The sequence below is a fragment of the Roseivirga sp. YIW32 genome (assembly GCF_057219245.1).
Genome location: NZ_JBXVVG010000001.1, coordinates 1,354,284 through 1,371,665, shown reverse-complemented (window position 1 = coordinate 1,371,665; position 17,382 = coordinate 1,354,284). Strand labels below are relative to the sequence as shown.

At 43.7% G+C, this 17,382-nt stretch carries 17 protein-coding genes; 3 read left to right on the top strand and 14 right to left on the bottom strand.

Going from position 1 to position 17,382, the window contains the following annotated elements; translation table 11 throughout:
• The first annotated feature begins 69 nt into the window (after positions 1 to 69).
• A complete protein-coding gene (locus AC2D6U_RS06600; protein WP_484720161.1) occupies positions 70 to 525 on the top strand; it encodes a (2Fe-2S)-binding protein in 456 nt (151 codons plus the stop codon).
• Between the two features lie 11 nt (positions 526 to 536).
• Entirely contained in the window at positions 537 to 2,741 is a 2,205-nt protein-coding gene (locus tag AC2D6U_RS06595; RefSeq protein WP_484720160.1) for a xanthine dehydrogenase family protein molybdopterin-binding subunit, read from the top strand.
• A gap of 69 nt (positions 2,742 to 2,810) precedes the next feature.
• On the opposite strand, the gene AC2D6U_RS06590 is transcribed toward AC2D6U_RS06595, so the two are convergent.
• The 5 genes from AC2D6U_RS06590 to AC2D6U_RS06570 all read right to left on the bottom strand — a co-directional run bounded on the left by AC2D6U_RS06590 (position 2,811) and on the right by AC2D6U_RS06570 (position 7,077).
• Entirely contained in the window at positions 2,811 to 3,161 is a 351-nt protein-coding gene (locus tag AC2D6U_RS06590) for an alpha/beta hydrolase family protein (RefSeq protein WP_484720159.1), read from the bottom strand.
• A 220-nt stretch (positions 3,162 to 3,381) separates the two neighbouring features.
• The gene (locus AC2D6U_RS06585; protein WP_484720158.1) at positions 3,382 to 4,335 is read right to left on the bottom strand and encodes a hypothetical protein; all 954 of its coding nucleotides are present in this window, start codon (positions 4,333 to 4,335) and stop codon (positions 3,382 to 3,384) included.
• Positions 4,335 to 4,934: a porin family protein gene (locus AC2D6U_RS06580; RefSeq protein WP_484720157.1), complete on the bottom strand. Its 600-nt coding sequence runs from the start codon at positions 4,932 to 4,934 to the stop codon at positions 4,335 to 4,337. Before AC2D6U_RS06580 ends, AC2D6U_RS06585 begins: the two co-directional genes overlap by 1 nt.
• Before the next feature lie 193 nt (positions 4,935 to 5,127).
• A complete protein-coding gene (gene groL, locus AC2D6U_RS06575; RefSeq protein WP_484720156.1) occupies positions 5,128 to 6,762 on the bottom strand; it encodes a chaperonin GroEL in 1,635 nt (544 codons plus the stop codon).
• Positions 6,763 to 6,792: 30 nt separating this feature from the next.
• Positions 6,793 to 7,077, bottom strand: a complete 285-nt coding sequence (locus tag AC2D6U_RS06570; RefSeq protein WP_484720155.1) for a co-chaperone GroES — start codon at positions 7,075 to 7,077, stop codon at positions 6,793 to 6,795.
• A gap of 226 nt (positions 7,078 to 7,303) precedes the next feature.
• Here AC2D6U_RS06570 and AC2D6U_RS06565 point away from each other — a divergent pair, with 226 nt between their 5' ends.
• The gene (locus tag AC2D6U_RS06565; protein WP_484720154.1) at positions 7,304 to 8,020 is read left to right on the top strand and encodes a hypothetical protein; all 717 of its coding nucleotides are present in this window, start codon (positions 7,304 to 7,306) and stop codon (positions 8,018 to 8,020) included.
• Positions 8,021 to 8,064: 44 nt separating this feature from the next.
• Here the strand turns inward: AC2D6U_RS06565 and secG are convergent, their stop codons facing one another.
• The 9 genes from secG to coaBC form a co-directional block, all read right to left on the bottom strand.
• Positions 8,065 to 8,442, bottom strand: a complete 378-nt coding sequence (gene secG, locus AC2D6U_RS06560; RefSeq protein ID WP_484720153.1) for a preprotein translocase subunit SecG — start codon at positions 8,440 to 8,442, stop codon at positions 8,065 to 8,067.
• Positions 8,435 to 9,265, bottom strand: a complete 831-nt coding sequence (locus AC2D6U_RS06555; RefSeq protein ID WP_484720152.1) for a hypothetical protein — start codon at positions 9,263 to 9,265, stop codon at positions 8,435 to 8,437. Before AC2D6U_RS06555 ends, secG begins: the two co-directional genes overlap by 8 nt.
• 36 nt (positions 9,266 to 9,301) lie before the next feature.
• Positions 9,302 to 9,829, bottom strand: coding sequence for an LPS assembly lipoprotein LptE (gene lptE, locus AC2D6U_RS06550; RefSeq protein ID WP_484720151.1), 528 nt, complete (start codon positions 9,827 to 9,829; stop codon positions 9,302 to 9,304).
• Entirely contained in the window at positions 9,816 to 11,081 is a 1,266-nt protein-coding gene (locus tag AC2D6U_RS06545) for a sigma-54 interaction domain-containing protein (RefSeq protein ID WP_484720150.1), read from the bottom strand. The genes lptE and AC2D6U_RS06545 overlap by 14 nt, the downstream gene beginning before the upstream one ends.
• Positions 11,082 to 11,092: 11 nt before the next feature.
• Positions 11,093 to 12,562, bottom strand: a complete 1,470-nt coding sequence (miaB, locus tag AC2D6U_RS06540; protein WP_484720149.1) for a tRNA (N6-isopentenyl adenosine(37)-C2)-methylthiotransferase MiaB — start codon at positions 12,560 to 12,562, stop codon at positions 11,093 to 11,095.
• A gap of 257 nt (positions 12,563 to 12,819) precedes the next feature.
• Entirely contained in the window at positions 12,820 to 13,323 is a 504-nt protein-coding gene (locus AC2D6U_RS06535) for a pyridoxal-phosphate dependent enzyme (RefSeq protein WP_484720148.1), read from the bottom strand.
• A 281-nt stretch (positions 13,324 to 13,604) separates the two neighbouring features.
• A complete protein-coding gene (gene recN / locus AC2D6U_RS06530; RefSeq protein WP_484720147.1) occupies positions 13,605 to 15,257 on the bottom strand; it encodes a DNA repair protein RecN in 1,653 nt (550 codons plus the stop codon).
• A 37-nt stretch (positions 15,258 to 15,294) separates the two neighbouring features.
• Positions 15,295 to 16,197, bottom strand: coding sequence for a type IX secretion system protein PorD (gene porD, locus AC2D6U_RS06525; RefSeq protein WP_484720146.1), 903 nt, complete (start codon positions 16,195 to 16,197; stop codon positions 15,295 to 15,297).
• A complete protein-coding gene (gene coaBC, locus AC2D6U_RS06520; RefSeq protein WP_484720145.1) occupies positions 16,184 to 17,377 on the bottom strand; it encodes a bifunctional phosphopantothenoylcysteine decarboxylase/phosphopantothenate--cysteine ligase CoaBC in 1,194 nt (397 codons plus the stop codon). The genes porD and coaBC overlap by 14 nt, the downstream gene beginning before the upstream one ends.
• Positions 17,378 to 17,382 lie beyond the last annotated feature (5 nt).

Below are 17,382 nucleotides of genomic sequence, written 5' to 3'. Positions count from 1 at the left end.
ATTTGATATCACCCTTAGAATTAATGGTTATATTGAATAGTCTATTCTAGAACGATAATTAAAAAGCTTATGGCCAGTATAAATGTAAAGATCAACGGAGAACAACGAACTGTTGATGTCGATCCAACAACCCCCTTACTTTGGGTACTAAGAGATCATCTCGATCTTGTAGGAGCGAAATTCGGGTGTGGAATTGCGCAGTGTGGTGCTTGTACAGTGCATTTGAATGGTACTGCGGTCAGGTCTTGTTCTTTGCCCATTTCCGCAGTTGCAGAACAGGAAATCACTACCATTGAAGGGCTCTCCACCGCTGGTGATCACCCGTTACAAAAGGCCTGGCTCGATGTCGATGTTGCCCAGTGTGGCTATTGCCAGGCAGGTCAGATCATGAGTGCAGCAGCACTATTGAACAATAACCAGAAGCCTTCAGACGAAGAGATTGAAGCTGCTATGAGTGGAAATATTTGCCGCTGTGGCACATACGTAAGGATCAAAGAAGCCATTAAAACCGCCGCTAAGGCCTAAATTTTCAGCTTATGACAGTAATTAAGACAAAATTAGGAAGAAGATCATTTCTGAAAACATCAACTGCAGCCGGAGGGGGGATGTTGATCGGCTTTAGTTGGTTGACCAGTTGCTCGACCTTATCTACAGAAAACGAGACCCTTGATGTACCCAACGAATGGTTCGAAATCAATGGATACATCAAAATCGGGGATACCGGATTGGTCACTATATACAATCCAAATCCGGAAATTGGCCAAAATGTAATGACCTCTATGCCAATGATCGTTGCAGAGGAGTTAGATGTACCATGGAAGCATGTGGTCGTTGAACAAGGAGTTTTGGATGAAGATGCCTTTAAGAATCCGCAGTTTGCTGGAGGCAGTTTATCGATTTTGTATGGATGGGATCCCTTAAGGATGGCGGGTGCTGCAGGAAAGTACATGTTGATCCAAGCAGCAGCTCAAGAATGGGGTGTAGACGCATCGACTCTTGAGGCAAAACAAGGCATTGTACGTGAACGTAACGGGAAAAGAAGTTTGGGCTATGGCGAATTAGCGTCAAAGGCAGTGAATATCGAAGTTCCTGAGGAACTGGAACTGAAAGAGCCAAAAGAGTACACCTTGCTGGGTAGCTACCAAAAGAATGTAGAAGGACCTAAAATCGTAACGGGAAAACCACTCTTTGGACTGGATTACAAAAGAGAGGGTATGCTTTATGCCATGATCGAACATCCGCCTGCATTCGGCATGCAAATACAAGACTTTAATGCCGAAGAGATCAAAGCAATGGATGGGGTGAAAGATGCATTCATCATTGACACTTCGATGGGACAACCTCAATGGTCCGATGTCAACGCATTTAATCAGCTCATTGCGATTGTTGGGGAATCTACCTGGCAACTGATGAAGGCGAAAAAGGCCATTAAGGCAAATTGGAAGCAAGTCAGTCCATTGGAAAGTTCAGCGATGCATGAAGAGCGCTTGGCTAAAGACCTGGAGAAAGGCCAGGTGCAGCAGAGCAGAAAAGACGGAAATGTGGAGGCCGCATTTGCCACTGCTGCTCAAGTCATCGAACGTACCTATACATCGCCTTTCATGGCGCACAATACGTTGGAGCCGATGAACTTTTTCGCGCACGTGACGGACGAAAAGATAGAGATGGTAGGACCAACCCAAACCCCTAAGGCTTTGGAAGATTCCCTTGCTCAGCTTTTTGATATGCCTATTGAGAAGATCACAGTCGAAATGACACGCATGGGAGGAGGCTTTGGAAGAAGGCTCTATAACCACACGGGCTTGGAGGCAGCAGCGATATCTAAAAAAGCAGGTGCTCCCATTAAATTGATCTACACGAGAGAGGATGATATGACCCAGGGGACCTATCGACCACCTTATCGTTCGACCTATAAAGCAGGTCTTGATAAAGAGGGGAATCTTATTGCGTTCTCTGCTAAAGGAGTGGGCTTACCGGAAGGACCGATCTTCCCTAATAGATTTCCTGCCGGAGCAGTACCTAACTATTTGGCCGAAAAGAAAATGTCGAGTACCAACATTTCAACTGGCGCTTGGAGAGCTCCGCGTTCTCACTTTACGGCAGGAGCAGAGCAGCAGTTTCTTGACGAGGTAGCGGAAGCTGCCGGAAAAGATCCGATCGATTTTAGATTGACCTTATTCGACCGAGCGATCAATGACCCGGTTGGTGAGAACTTGGAATATGATGCAAAGCGTTATGCCGGCGTCCTCGAGCTGGTAAAAGAGAAATCAAATTGGGGAGAAGAAAAGCCAGGAGTGTTCAGAGGAGTTGCTGCGTATTTCTGTCATCAGTCGTATGTGGCCCAAGTGATGGATGTGGTGATGGAAAACAATAAACCGCGCATACAGAAGGTTTGGTGTGCTGTGGACTGTGGAATAGTGGTCAATAAAGAAGGAGCGATCAATATCATACAAGGTGGTGTTGTGGATGGAGTTGGCCATGCCATGTACAGCGAATTGACCTTCGAAAATGGAGAATCCGTGAATAAGAATTTCAACACGTATAAGTTGATTAGGCATAATCAGGCGCCAAAGGAAATTGAGGTATTCTTCGTCGAAAACGAGATCAACCCAACAGGCTTAGGAGAGCCAGGTCTTCCACCTGCAGTAGGTGCCTTGGCCAATGCCCTCTATAAAGCTTCTGGTAAGCGCCTGTACGATCAGCCCTTTGCTCAAAACGACGTGCAGATCAATTTGGGCTAAACCATAATACTAGTAACCATAAAAAAGCCGAAACGCGAGTTTCGGCTTTTTTCGTTCAACAGAATGTTTTTAACCTGCTTTCTTGATCCAATCCATAATCAATTTGGCAATCTCCTGATTGTTGTAATCCTGCATCATGAGGTGGGTGTTGCCATTGATCCCGAGGGCTGGTAAATCGATCATTTCTGCTTGACTCTTGTGTTTTCTGATGAGCTCAATCGTTTTTTGAACGGCCTCCTTTCTCCCTGTTTGTCTTCGTTCATCAATAAAGTCACCATAAACACCTAAAAAGGGAATTGCGGCAAAGTGTTCTTCAATGGATTTTTTATCTGTAGGTGAGCCAACCGGTTCCACCACAATAAACCCTTTGATGTGCCTACTGTTTTCTTTGATGGCTTCAACTCCGGTCACACCGCTCATTGAATGAGCCGGAAAGATACAGTCTCCAACTTCCGCTATGAGTGCAAACAGGTTGTTTGCTTTGAGAAGGTTTTAAAAAAACTTTTGCTCTTTATTCAACAGTAGTTGTTAGCAGAATTCTCTTTTGTCAACAAACGGAAGCTAAGGTGTTGCTAGATGGACGAGATTAGTCACTTTGTTCGTATGAGTGACAGGCCCAGTTTTCACAGGGATAGGTTACTTAAAAGAAGTAACGCATCACAAGAGAGAGGTTACTGACATTGGTTTCCAGACCCGTCGTGATTGGCAATTCTTCTACCTCTAATGGGGTGTTGAAAAAACTAGTGTTAATACCTATTTGTAGGTCTTCTCTGCCCACATAAGTGATTTGCAACGTGTATATGGTAGAGGTGGTCTCTCTGGCCAAGGTATATTCAGGGACTGTGGATGAACTAAAACCTAAATTGATTCCCAGAGGAATTTTTGTACGGTTTAAAAAGTTAAGATCGATGGCCCCAGAGAAGTTCAATGCATTGATCGTTTCGCCTCGTATGAAGTTGTCACCCAAGAAGTATTTTACATTTCCATAAAAGCCGATCATATCATTTAAGGCATATGCATAGTTCAACGAAATATTGCCAGCCAGAGAAGTATTATTCTGCGCGAGACTAGCGCTTGGATCGTCTTCAATTAAGTCCCGGATGTATTTAAATAAATTCACATAAGCAATGGAGTAGTTCCTAATTTGAAATTCGGTGCTGAGCATGCTTTTTTGACCTTGCCACAGTTTAAAACGCATGCCATAAGATAATCCGGTGATCGAATTGATGCCCTGACTCAGCATGCTGGCTGGATCTGTACCCAACCTGCCCGTAAAACCAATGTTGATAAAGGCCATAGACCATTCATTGATCTGCTGGGCGTAGGAGGTATGTAAACTAGCGAACAACAGTTCTCCTGATTGAATAGTGATTTCTCTTCCACCTAATTCAAAAGTGGGGAACGCGTAACCATCACTGACTCCATAGCCCATATTGAGTGAGAAGCTGGTGTACATGAACGGATTACTGATCAGCTCATTTAAAACGAAACGATGTCCATTGATCAATGGTGTACTTACGCTGTCTTTTTGTGCGTAACTCAACTGGCTAATACCAAGCATTAAAATGAGCATCCAGGATTTGATATTCATCATTATTTCTTGAATTTATACACCAATGCTACTCTTGTTCGGGTGGTTCTCAGTTTCGGTGCGGTTCCGTTGTCAATTTCTTCTTTGAGGGTTAAGGTGGTCAGCATTTGATTCAGTTGCCATTCAACCGCCCAAGCCTGTTTCAGCATATTGAAATTTAACCCCAAACCAATGTCTAGCCCCAAAGCGAATTCATTCAATCGATCGCTCAGATCAATCTTTTGCCCATTCACTTGTGCATCAGAGGTTAACAAATAACCCAGTTCAGGTCCCACGAAGGCATAGATCCTTTTTTTGTTATAGAGTTTAAATAGTGGGGCAATGCTAAAATAATTGTCTTTGATAGGAAAGATGAATGGGTCCTCCTCATCTACTTGTATATTGTCTTTGAAGGCTATGTTGACGCCTCCTTGGGCATATCCAGCCCTTAGGGAGAATTCAACCTGATCGGTTAATTGAAAATCCCCAAAAGCGATGAGTGATAATCCGCTCTTGAATTCGTAAGTGATTAGATTCGGTCTGTCCCCACTAAATTTTGTGTTATCCAAGCCTATAGAAAGTCCGAAGCTAGACTGACCTACTAATTGGAGTGTTAAAACCAAAAAAAGGAGATAGTAAAAATAGTCTCATGAACATTTTTCAAACGAGGTATGAAGATCGGAAATTAACAATCGTCAAATACTGATTTTTGTCAATAATTTTTAACCTAAGCCACTCGTTAGCTATATGAAAAAGAAAAGCCTCTCCGGTTGAAGAGGCTTTTTATCTATGATCTAAGTACTACGTACTAGAAAATTACATCATGCCTGGCATTCCGCCGCCGCCCATTGGAGGCATGGCCGAAGCACCTTCTTTTTCTGGTTCTTCTGCTACAACACACTCGGTCGTCAATAGAAGAGAAGCGATTGAAGCAGCATTTTCTAGTGCCAATCGAGTCACCTTTGTTGGGTCGATCACACCAGCTGCGATCAAGTTCTCATACTTGTCTTCTCTGGCATTGTAACCATAGTCTGCTTTGCCAGCTTTCACTTCGTTGATCACGACAGAACCTTCACCGCCAGCGTTGGCGACAATTGTTCTTAAAGGTGATTCAACTGCCATGCGAATAATGTTCACACCAGTTTCTTGGTCTTCATTATCCACTTTTACTTTAGCCAAAGCAGCAGCAGCTCTGATCAACGCAACACCTCCACCAGCAACTACGCCTTCTTGAACGGCCGCTCTGGTTGCGTGCAATGCATCGTCAACTCTGTCCTTTTTCTCTTTCATTTCAACTTCAGTAGCCGCACCGATGTAAAGGATGGCCACACCACCAGAAAGTTTAGCAAGTCTCTCTTGCAATTTCTCTCTGTCGTAGTCAGAAGTTGTGTTCTCAATTTGCGTTTGAATCTCTTTGATTCTTGCTTCGATATGAGTTGATTCACCAGCACCGTTAACAATCGTTGTGTTGTCTTTGTCGATGTTGATCTTCTCAGCAGTACCCAAGTACTCCATCGTTGCATTTTCTAGTTTGTAACCTCTTTCTTCAGAGATCACAGTACCACCAGTCAACACTGCGATGTCTTCGAGCATTGCTTTTCTTCTGTCACCAAAGCCAGGAGCTTTTACAGCAGCGATTTTCAAAGAACCTCTAATTTTGTTCACCACAAGTGTAGCCAATGCTTCACCATCAACATCTTCTGCAATGATCACTAATGGCTTTCCAGACTGAGCAACCGGCTCCAATACAGGAAGCAATTCTTTCATTGAAGAGATCTTCTTGTCGTAGATCAAGATGTATGGATCATCCAGTTCGGCTTCCATTTTTTCAGTGTTGGTCACAAAGTAAGGAGAGAGGTAACCTCTGTCAAACTGCATACCTTCCACAGTTTTCACTTCAGTTTCAGTACCTCTGGCTTCTTCTACAGTGATTACACCGTCTTTGCCCACTTTTTCCATCGCATTGGCGATCATTTCACCAATTTCAGCATCGTTGTTGGCTGAGATAGTACCTACTTGCTTGATCTCGTTGGTGTCTTTAATGGCTTTAGATTGTGCCTGAAGATCAGCAACAACTGCCGTTACCGCTTTATCAATACCTCTTTTCAAATCCATTGGATTTGCTCCAGCAGCTACGTTCTTAATACCAGCTGCGAAGATCGCTTGAGCGAGTACAGTAGCCGTAGTGGTACCGTCTCCAGCGCTGTCGGCCGTCTTAGAAGCCACTTCTTTCACCAATTGAGCACCCATGTTCTCGATCGGCTCTGCCAATTCAATTTCTTTCGCTACAGAAACACCATCTTTAGTTACGGTAGGAGCACCGAACTTTTTGTCGATGATCACATTTCTACCCTTAGGGCCTAATGTCACTTTTACTGCATCGGCTAGGGTATCAACACCTTTTTTCAGTCGATCTCTAGCATCGTTGTTAAAGAATAATTCTTTAGCCATTTCTTTATCTGTTAATGTTTTGAATTAAAATTATGAGTTGATTACTGCGAAAATGTCAGACTCTCTCATGATCAAGTAGTCTTTTCCTTCAACAGTGATTTCAGTACCGGCATACTTTCCGTAAAGGATCGTGTCACCAGTTTTCACGGTTAAAGGCTCATCTTTCTTGCCGTTACCGGCAGCAATTACAACACCTCTTTGTGGTTTTTCTTTTGCGGTGTCAGGAATGATAATTCCTGATGCAGTTTTTTCTTCAGCTGCAGCAGGTTCTACCAGAACTCTGTCTGCCAATGGAGTAATGTTTACGTTTGACATTTTTAATTAAAGGTTAATGTAATTTCAGTTTTACACGACCTAGCTAGCGATTTATGTGCCAAGTCAAGAATATGCATATTTGACAGTTTCTTTAGGACTGATGACTGCCATTGACCTGTCAATACTGACAGATTTGCATTTTTTTATGTCAGTTTTTTCCATTCTACCGCGCGAATATTTATCTTCTGTATCATCAACTATTGGATTTTAACCAAACGAACTTTCAATGGAAAAACTTAGGAAAGATTGGATAACAGAAGGCTTACTCGATTTCGAGTACAAGAAGTATATTTTGTTGGCCTATCTCAAACATGTCGAACAACATTTTGATGAAGATAAACTCTACCCGTTCATGACTGACCTGATCGAGCGGTATGAGGACCTACAACTTTTAAAGTCGGAAAAGAGAAGCATCAAAGGGGAATTTCCAAAAGAGATCTCACGACTTGATCTGAATAAATTGGAAATCATTTACCGTAAGATCTATGAGGATGATGAGTTACCCGAAGAAGTACTTGAATTGATTGATTATGCGATACCAACGATGGAAAACACCTTGGGCAAAGGCAAAGAGTTGCATGATATCGTGACCTCGGCTATCGAAATCGACACGGTAGGCATCATTCCATTGTATAAAGAAGAAGGGTACTTATTTCTGGAAAACGGTTCGAGACAATTGACAGAAGTGTTTCAGTTCAGGATGAAAAAATTCATACTTCACAACGAGCAGTTCCGTGGGATACATTTTCAGTGGCTGGACCGATTGGTAAGGGGAGTGGGAGATACCTTCGAGCATTTAAAGCTCAAAATGATCCAAACCTATAAGGCATTACCCAATCCGGCGACCTTTGTGATCCATAGCAAGAAAGCCTTGCCTTTTGAAGAAACGATGGTGCCCATGAGTAAGCAATTGCTTCTTCAAACCATCACCAAAATGCAATAAAAAAAGCCTAGAACAATCGAGGCTTCTCTTTTAGTTTTTTTGATTTACTGCCCTGTTGTATCTGGGACAGCTTGCAATGTTCCGGTGTTCACCGTATCAACAGGCATCATGTTATTCGGTACTTGCTCTAGTGGAGCTCCTGTGTCCTGAGAGGCAGCATCCACGTTAGGATTGACGAATTCACTATTCGCACTTTTATTGATGAGTAAACTCGATGATAAGCTAAACACGATCATGGCACCAATGAAGACCCAAGTTGCCTTTTCTAAGATATCAGTGGTTTTCTTCACGCCGATGACCTGCTGGGCGCCACCACCGCCGAATTGGCTCGATAATCCGCCTCCTTTTGAGTTTTGCATCAAAACGATCAAGATCAATAATACTGCAACGATGACAGCTAGGATAATAAATAATTTAAACATTGTGTTTAGCCTTTACTTTTTCAATTTGGGTCGCAAAGTAACTACTTTTTTCAGGAAACTTCAAACGTAGTTTTTCATAAATGGCCAAGCCCTTTTTTACCTTCCCTTGTTTGATCATCAATTTAGCTACGGTCTCTGTCTCGAATTGCTCAGGTGGCGCCAAGTATTTTTGAGCCAAGTCTTCTTGATGCTGGTCGCCTTCTGCTAAGGCTTTGCGCCGAATGTCTATTCTTGGTTCATCTGCGATGAACTTTTCAATGATTTCGACCTGACTGGTCTTTCGAGGATTGACAGGCCCTCGAGTTGGGATTGCCTTGGAGTCGTTGGTCGATTCAGGGGCAATGGACTCAGTGTTTTCCTCATTAGATTGGGGCGTCTCACCTCTTAACAGCGCATCAATTCTCGCTTTGGTGGCTTTTAATTCATTGAGCACCGGATCATCGCCGTAGGACTCTACTTCTTCTACCTTATTCTCGTTCTGGGTTTCGGTTGTTAAGGATGCTTGCTCTTTTGGGTCTTTTGAGTCGGTTTTTTCTTCCTGATCAGCAGCTACTTGCTCTTCGACTATCGCTTCAACTTTTTCGAATAAGTAATCTCCTTCGATAATGGCCTTTAGATGGGCTCTGTTGGCCGAATAGATGGCGGCTTTTTTAATAAATGCCTCTGTTTTTGGATGTTCTCTTTCGTTGAGTGCCTTGGCTACGATCACATACAATCCTTGGAAATAAGGGTATTTCTTGCGGTATTCATTCAACTGCTGAATGTCATTGTTTTCGACGAGGGAGGGGTCGTGCAGGAGTTGATTAAATCGTTGGCGGTTCACTCGATAGTTGGTTGAAGGATGAAATTAGAAGGATTTTTACCATTGGGCAACCGAAGCCTGAAAAATGTCGAAATAAATCTGCTCAAAGATCTCTTCCACCAAATCATTCTCAATGCTATTGAGGCTATTGGCTGAAGGGTCGTAATCTGAAAAGAATGAAAACTGCCGTTCAAAGCTCTCCTCTTCTTTCTTGTTGTTGGTAAACACAACGTTCACGCTGATCTGTAAACGCATAAGGCCAGTACCATCTGCCACATTGCTATTGCCTGAGGAGGTTACTGACTGTGGCCTCACCACGTAATTGCCAATGATGCCTTCAAACTGCATGTCGCCTTTGCTCGCCACCAATTCTAATTTGGTGCGACGTTGAAAATAATCTTTTAAGCCTTCTGAGAAGGTTAGTCCCATATTGGGTGGTCCACCCCCCGAATCATTCACAAAATTCGCAATGGATAAGGTTCGGGTTTGGTTGTAGTCAATGGATGCTCCATTGAATGAATAGATGCCGCAAGAAACAACGGTGGAAAGGACAAAAATTGCGAGAATAATATTATTCGATCTCATACTGCTTGATCTTTCGGTAGAGTGTTCTTTCGGAAATCCCCAAATCTTGTGCCGCATATTTTCGCTTGTTGTTGTTTTTACGCAAGGCCTTCTTGATCAGCTCCTTTTCCTTTTCTTCGATCGATAAAGATTCATCTTCCTCGTGTAAGATGTCTTCTACCTGGTCATAGTCATAAGTAGACGGTTCTGCATTCAAGTAGATCGGCGCTGGTTTTTCAGGACTAGGCTTTCTTTCTGATGGAACGAGAGAAGTGCTTTCTGTCGTATCAAATAGGTTCGGGTTTTCTTTGATGATACTGGTGTCGAGGTTTCCATTCTCAATCAATCCATGGACTAATTTTTTCAAATCAGTCATGTCCTTTTTCATATCAAAGAGCACTTTGTAGAGGATGTCTCGTTCGTTCAGACTTTCTTCTCTATTTCCGAAATCTGTGTTCTTATAAATGGCCGGTAAACTGTTGGTGGCGCCAGGAAGGTATTTCAATAGGGTTTGGTTGTCGACCATCCTATTCATTTCGAGCGCCGACATTTGTTCAACCAAATTCTTCAATTGGCGAATGTTGCCTGGGAATCTAAAGCGCAACAATGTCGCTTTGGCTTCTTCATCCAGTTTGATTGATTCGACCCGATACTTCTCGGCGAAGTCTGTGGCGAATTTTCGGAACAAAAGGTCAATGTCATGCCCTCGTTCTCGCAAGGGGGGAACGAAGATGGGCACCGTACTCAAACGATAATAGAGGTCTTCTCTGAATTTCCCTCTTTCAACAGCCTGCGCAAGATTGACATTGGTGGCCGCGACCACTCGGACATCGGTTTTTTGAACTTTCGATGAACCTACCTTGATGAACTCACCATTTTCGAGAACACGTAAAAGTCTTGCTTGTGTCTGAACGGGCATTTCTCCAATTTCATCCAAAAAAATGGTGCCTCCATTGGTTACTTCAAAATAGCCCTTTCTGGCCTCATAGGCTCCGGTAAAAGATCCTTTTTCGTGTCCAAATAATTCGGAATCGATTGTGCCTTCTGGAATGGCACCGCAGTTGATCGCAATGAATTTGCCGTGTTTTCTTGGGCTGAGCTGATGAATGATCTTAGAAAAGGATTCCTTTCCACTTCCACTTTCCCCAGTGATCAGAACGGTCATGTCAGTGGGAGCGACCTGAGCGGCTACCTCTATGGCATGAGTCAGTTTGGGACTATTCCCAATTATGCCAAAGCGTTGTTTGATACTTAGAACTTCCTTGTTATTCAAATCGTAAAAATTTAGTCGACCACCTTGCCAAAGAGAGTTGCTGCAGTACAGTCCTCTACCAATACATTAACATACTCGCCTTTTTTATGGTTCTCGCGTGGGAAGATGATCACCTTATTGGCGGTATTTCTACCCTGCATTTGCTCTTCAGACCTTTTCGAGGTGCCTTCAATCAATACCTTGTGTATTTTACCAAGGTCGAGCTTGTTACGCTCTAAAGAAATGGCTTGCTGTTTATTAATGATCTCTTGTAAGCGTCTCTTTTTTACATCCAGAGGAATATCGTCTTCATATTTTTTGGCAGCGAGTGTGCCCGGACGTTCTGAGTAAAAGAACATGTAGGAGAAATCATACTGCACGTAATCCATCAAGGTGAGTGTCTCTTGGTGTTCGTCTTCTGTTTCGGTGCAAAAACCCGCGATCATATCGGAGGAGATGCCGCACGACTCTCCGAGGATGTCTCTAATGGCATCAACGCGATTGATGTACCATTCGCGCGTGTACGTTCGGTTCATTAGCTCCAAAACACGACTATTGCCACTTTGCGCAGGTAGGTGAATGTATTTACAAATGTTATCATACCTCTTCATGGTATGAAGTACTTCGTCCGTAATGTCTTTTGGGTGTGATGTGGAGAAACGAATCCTGAGATCAGGTGAGATTTGAGCGACCATTTCAATCAGGTTGGCAAAATTAATCACCTCGACCTCGCTACCTTGCTTTTCTTTTTTCTCCAACCATGCCTTGTTATTTTCTTCAGGTGACCATTTGTAGGAGTCGACATTTTGTCCAAGGAGGGTTACTTCACGATAGCCCTGGTCGAATAATTCTTGTGCTTCTCTAACGATTGAGTGTGGATCACGACTTCTTTCTCTACCTCTTGTAAATGGGACAACACAGAATGAGCACATGTTATCACAGCCTCGCATAATGGAAATGAAGGCAGTCACCCCATTGGAATTTAGTCGAACAGGAGAGATGTCGGCGTAGGTCTCTTCTCTAGATAAGAAGGTATTTACCGCCTTTAGTCCATCTTCAGCAGTTTCTACAAGTTTGGGTAGGTCTCGATAAGCATCCGGTCCAACCACTACATCAACGATCTTCTCTTCTTCTAAGAGCTTGTCTTTCAGTCGTTCCGCCATACAACCGAGCACACCAATGGTCATTTCTGGCTTACGTTTCTTTACGGCATTGAAGTGGTTCAAGCGATTCCGGACAGTTTGCTCTGCCTTTTCACGAATGGAGCAGGTATTTAAAAAAACGACATCTGCATTTTCAAATTCGCTCGTGGTGTCATAGCCATTCTCTTTCATGATGGCCGTTACGACTTCGCTGTCGGCGAAATTCATTTGACAGCCATAGCTTTCAATGTAGAGTTTTTTGGTTTTACCGGTGTTTTCTTCCTTCGAAGTCTTTACCGTTTCCATCGCCTCTTGGCTGTTTCTGTCAACCAAGTCTATGTCCTGTATGATCTGATCCATCCGTATGCTCTATCTAATTTGAGGCGCAAATATAAGTCAAAATAAGAGAAAATCTGCCAGATTGGCAGAAAGAAGGGAGAAGGAAATGGATTAAGGTCAAAAGGAGCCGTTTCGAAAAGACATGACAATCGTGTGCAGATAAAAACGCGTGAAACAGGGCGCCTTTGCAGAATAAATCATAGTTTATGGATTCATCAGCGAATGCTCTATTTATGGCACAACGACATACTTATGATTACGGACTTATTGGTAATTGCTCATTCCTTGCTCTGATCGGCAAAGACACCAACATCGATTGGATGTGTTTGCCCCGCTTTGATAGCAGCTTTACGTTTGGGGCCTTGGTGGCCGGAGTAGGTACCGTCAAGCCGAATCAGTTCAGCGCCTAAGTTCTCAATTTCTTGCGTACGCTGTGAATGATAAGAACTAGGCATAAAAACTTTGCAGGTCAACCCGGCCAAACTAGCTGCATAGGCACAAGCAACGCCGTAGTTGCCACAGGTAGCCAATGCAATTTCGTTGAATCCTCTTCTAATGGCATCCAAGACTTGAGCAAAGGCTATTCGGTCTTTTTGTGTTCCTGAGGGGTTATTTCCCTCATACTTGATAAATAATTGACGGATATCGTATTCTCGCTCGAGTGTTCTCGCTCGAGCCAAATTGGTGTCTCCGACCTCAAGGTCAATGATGTCTTCAAATGCTTCGGTTCGTACAACTATGCCGAGTGATTTATTCTTCACTACGGCACGCAGTTTTTTCACCTCCGTAGTGTCTTTAATTACGGGGATTGTACACCATCAAGGAGGTTATTCGTGGACTTCATCTGTTTGTTGCAACTAACGAAAACTACGACCTTTAGTCGTCATTCTTGCTTTTGTGCTTAAAAAATATCTCGTTAGGAAAGACCGTCATAGCAGGTGTTTTATAGTGAATTGTGACGCATAAAAAGCGATTTAGAGTAGAAAAGGCTAGGTACGAGGTCTCCGTCTGGAGGTTTTATGCGTCGAGGTGATGGAGACAAGATTCATGCGGTTGCCGCTGCTTAGTCTGCCATCAATTCCTTTGCCGATTTGAGGGCCGTGTCTGTGAAGTTTGCGCCTCCGATCATTTGAGCTAACTCCTTTAATCGTTCGTCTTCGTTAAGCTTTTTCAGTTTACTCGCAGAGGTGGTTTCGCTTTCATCTTTGTAAACAAAGTAATGGGCTTTGCCCTTCGCAGCGATCTGAGGTAAATGTGTGATGGTAATGACCTGATGTTTTGCAGCCATTCGCTGCATCATTTTGGCCATTTGAATAGCTACTTCCCCTGAGATTCCAGTATCGATTTCATCAAAGATCATCGTAGGCAGCGCTGTTTTACCGGCAAGCACGTACTTCACAGCAAACATCAGTCGTGAAAACTCTCCGCCAGAAGCGGTCGACTTGATTGGAGTAGGGGCTATACCCTTGTTGGCTGAGAAAAGAATTTCCACTTGATCACCTCCAGTTTTGCTCAATGCGATCTGTTCATGAGTAATGGTAAATTGCGCATTCGGCATACCCAACTCAACGATCAAGTTGATAACGTCCTGTTCAAAACCTTCAAATACGGAAAGTCGACTTTCCCTGAGTTTTTCGGCTTGAGCGATAGCCACTTTTTCAGCTTGTTCTTGTTCTTGCTTTGCAGCTTCAATGGCTTCGTCTAAATTGCTAACTTTCAGTACTTTGTCACTGAGTTCTTCCTGAATTTTCAATAAGTCCTCGATGGTGGAGACTTGGTGTTTCTGCTGTAGCTTGTACAGTAAACTCAAGCGGTCCTGACAGGCTACTAAATGCTCTGGATTCACCTCTACCTGCTGCTCTTCAGCTTCAATTTCATCGATGATATCACGCAGCTCGATGGCTGTCGATTGAATGCGCTCGCTAAGCTTGGTATATGCAGTACCGTAGGTACTGAGGCTCTGAATCAATTGCTTGAGTTCTGCTAGCATGCTGCTGAGGTTGATCTCTGCCTGGTCCGAGAGCTGGACTGCCTGAAAAAGCTTGGTTTTGATCTCCTCGGCATGTTCGAGTTTATTGATCTCATCCTCTAGTTCCTCTTGCTCACCGGGCTGGAAATTCGCTTGCTCCAGTTCTTCAAATAAGAACTGATGATAATCAGCTTCTTTGCGTAATTGCTCGCCTTCTTCAGTGAGTTCTTGAAATATTCGTTGCTTCGTTTTCCACGTTTGATAGGCTGAGGCGTAAGCCGATTGGATTTCCTTGTTGTTGGCCAAGGCATCGATCAATTCGAGCTGATAGGCTTGAGCGCCCAACTGAAGTGTTTCATGTTGCGAATGCACATCCATCAGTTGTAAGCCTAGTTTTTTGAGGAAGTCAAGATTACTAGGACTATCATTCACAAAAGCCCTGGATTTTCCTTTGGTGTTGATCTCTCTTCTGATGATGCATTCATCTTCATAATCGACATCGAACTCCTCGAAGAGTTTTTCCAAGCGATAAGCCCTAATATCAAAAGTGCCTTCAATCACACATTTGGTCTCTGTGTCTAACATGACAGAACTGTCTGCACGCTGACCAAGTAGCAGCCCCACAGCACCGAGCATAATTGATTTCCCTGCTCCTGTTTCACCCGTAATGATGTTCAATCCATGATCTGGCGTGATCTCTAAGGACCGAATAAGTGCATAGTTCTGGATATAGAGCTTGGTGAGCATGTAGCAAATGTATCAATTCACCCTAGCGAAAACAATACTAGTTTCTGACGATCTGTTGATATTTTGACCGCCTGCTTGGATCGAGTTTAAGCAATTCATTGTAGGCATTTCTGCGCAGACCCATATCGCCCTCTTTCAGCATATTCACGATCTCGTCATTTTTTGCATCTAGGAAAGCAATGATCCCAATGGAATTGGGTAGCACACGGTTGACCGCCTGGATCTGCTTTAACAATTCCAACACTTGCTCTCGGGCAGTGACTGGATCTTCAGTGAATTTGTCCATCACCTGTCGATGGTAGGTGTAAATGGCTTGTCGCAAGGGTTCGTATTGTTTGTTGATGAAAAGGTTTTCGATTAGCCAATACCGGTTTCTCCTGTTTTGGAACTGCCCCCAACCTGTGGCACCACTGTTTTGCGCTACGTTGACAATGTTTTGTGCTTTTTCATAATGACGACTTCCTCCTAATGGACTGAACGAATCATAGTCCAAGCCCAAGGCGATGTAGGCATAGAAAGAAAGCATGGCCGTGATGTTGTCTGTGTAGATGGTTTCGTTGAAGCGCAGTGGCTGCGATTGGGTATACGTAAAGTCCCAATCACGATCTGCAAAATTAAGGAGTAAGGACTCGTAATTCGTGCCATATACTGGACGTATGACCTGTATTTGTGCATTTGCTGTAAAACGTCCTACTTGTGGTTGATCCGTTATGGTCAGAAAGAGATTGCCTTTGATGCGCTCGTTGTTTCGGAAAGGATCATTCGTCCATTCGGTGTCGTTCAGAAAACGTTCAAAGGCATTTTCCATTTCGGTAAAAATGGCCCGTTCGGTAGTCTGCACCACCTCGGCATTTATGCTCACATTGAATTGCAACTCCTGAGCAGATAAACTGAATGAGGTCAATAGGAGAACGAATAAGGTAAGGCTATAGCTTTTCACAGATGGCGTCAATGATGTCTTGGGCAACTTCCTTTTTAGACTTTAACTCAAATTCGTTTAGATTATTGGCTTTGTCGATGATTGTTATTTTGTTGGTTTCATGCCCAAAACCAGCACCAACATTCTTAAGCGAATTCAGTACGATCATGTCGAAGTTCTTCTTTTTGATCTTGGCTTGGGCATGAGCGATCTCGTTTTCAGTCTCTAACGCGAAACCTACATGCAATTGATGTTTTTGCTTTAATTGCCCCAGACCTAGTGCAATGTCTACACTGGGGACCAACTCAATGTTTAGGTGTTCTCCAGCCTTTTTGATCTTTTGTTCGGCAACATCTTTAGGGGTGTAATCAGCAACCGCCGCAGCGAAAATTGCGATATCAGCCTTTTCGTAGAAATTTTTGGCTGCGGCATACATTTCTTGACCTGAAGTGACCCGTTGAAAGAGAACACCTTGAGGAGGGGTTAAAAAGGAGGGGCCAGAGACTAACGTTACTTCAGCACCTTCATTTCGTGCTGCCTCTGCTAAGGCGTAGCCCATTTTACCTGTCGAGTGATTCCCAATGAACCGTACAGGGTCAATGGCTTCGTAGGTAGGCCCTGCGGTGATCAGTACGCGTTTGCCTTTAAGTTTTTTTTTTGAATTGAAGAACTGATCAAGTGCTTCCATCAGATGCTCAGGCTCTGCTAGTCGACCAACACCAGAAAGGCCACTGGCCAGCTCGCCGTCCTCGGCATCAATGATGTGATTTCCAAATGACGCCAACCGATCGATTGCTGAGCGAACGGAGGGATGCTGATACATGTCGAGATCCATGGTAGGAGCTACAAAAACCGGACATCTAGCAGACAAATAAGTGGCTAGCAACAGGTTATCACAGATGCCATTAGCCATTTTACCAATGGTATTGGCACTGGCAGGAGCAATGATCATTGCATCAGCCCAAAGACCTAATTCGACGTGATTATTCCACTCTCCTTGGTCACCATCAGTGAAAGAAGAAAGGACAGGTTGCTTGCTCAAGGTGGCAAGCGTAAGGGGTGTAATAAACTCTTTGGCAGAAGAGGTCATGACCACTCGGACGTTGGCCCCGGCTTTCACCAGCAACCTAACGAAAATAGCAGCCTTGTAAGCTGCTATACTCGCGGTAACACCTACCAATATGTTCTTTCCCTCTAGCATGAGGA

Coding starts and splice junctions, on each gene's coding strand:
- AC2D6U_RS06570 (WP_484720155.1), bottom strand. CDS start 7,077: ATGTCAAACGTAAACATTACTCCATTGGCAGACAGAGTTCTGGTAGAA.
- recN (WP_484720147.1), bottom strand. CDS start 15,257: ATGCTCACCAAGCTCTATATCCAGAACTATGCACTTATTCGGTCCTTA.
- miaB (WP_484720149.1), bottom strand. CDS start 12,562: ATGGATCAGATCATACAGGACATAGACTTGGTTGACAGAAACAGCCAA.
- secG (WP_484720153.1), bottom strand. CDS start 8,442: ATGTTTAAATTATTTATTATCCTAGCTGTCATCGTTGCAGTATTATTG.
- AC2D6U_RS06565 (WP_484720154.1), top strand. CDS start 7,304: ATGGAAAAACTTAGGAAAGATTGGATAACAGAAGGCTTACTCGATTTC.
- lptE (WP_484720151.1), bottom strand. CDS start 9,829: ATGAGATCGAATAATATTATTCTCGCAATTTTTGTCCTTTCCACCGTT.
- coaBC (WP_484720145.1), bottom strand. CDS start 17,377: ATGCTAGAGGGAAAGAACATATTGGTAGGTGTTACCGCGAGTATAGCA.
- AC2D6U_RS06585 (WP_484720158.1), bottom strand. CDS start 4,335: ATGATGAATATCAAATCCTGGATGCTCATTTTAATGCTTGGTATTAGC.
- groL (WP_484720156.1), bottom strand. CDS start 6,762: ATGGCTAAAGAATTATTCTTTAACAACGATGCTAGAGATCGACTGAAA.
- AC2D6U_RS06600 (WP_484720161.1), top strand. CDS start 70: ATGGCCAGTATAAATGTAAAGATCAACGGAGAACAACGAACTGTTGAT.
- AC2D6U_RS06590 (WP_484720159.1), bottom strand. CDS start 3,161: ATGAGCGGTGTGACCGGAGTTGAAGCCATCAAAGAAAACAGTAGGCAC.
- AC2D6U_RS06595 (WP_484720160.1), top strand. CDS start 537: ATGACAGTAATTAAGACAAAATTAGGAAGAAGATCATTTCTGAAAACA.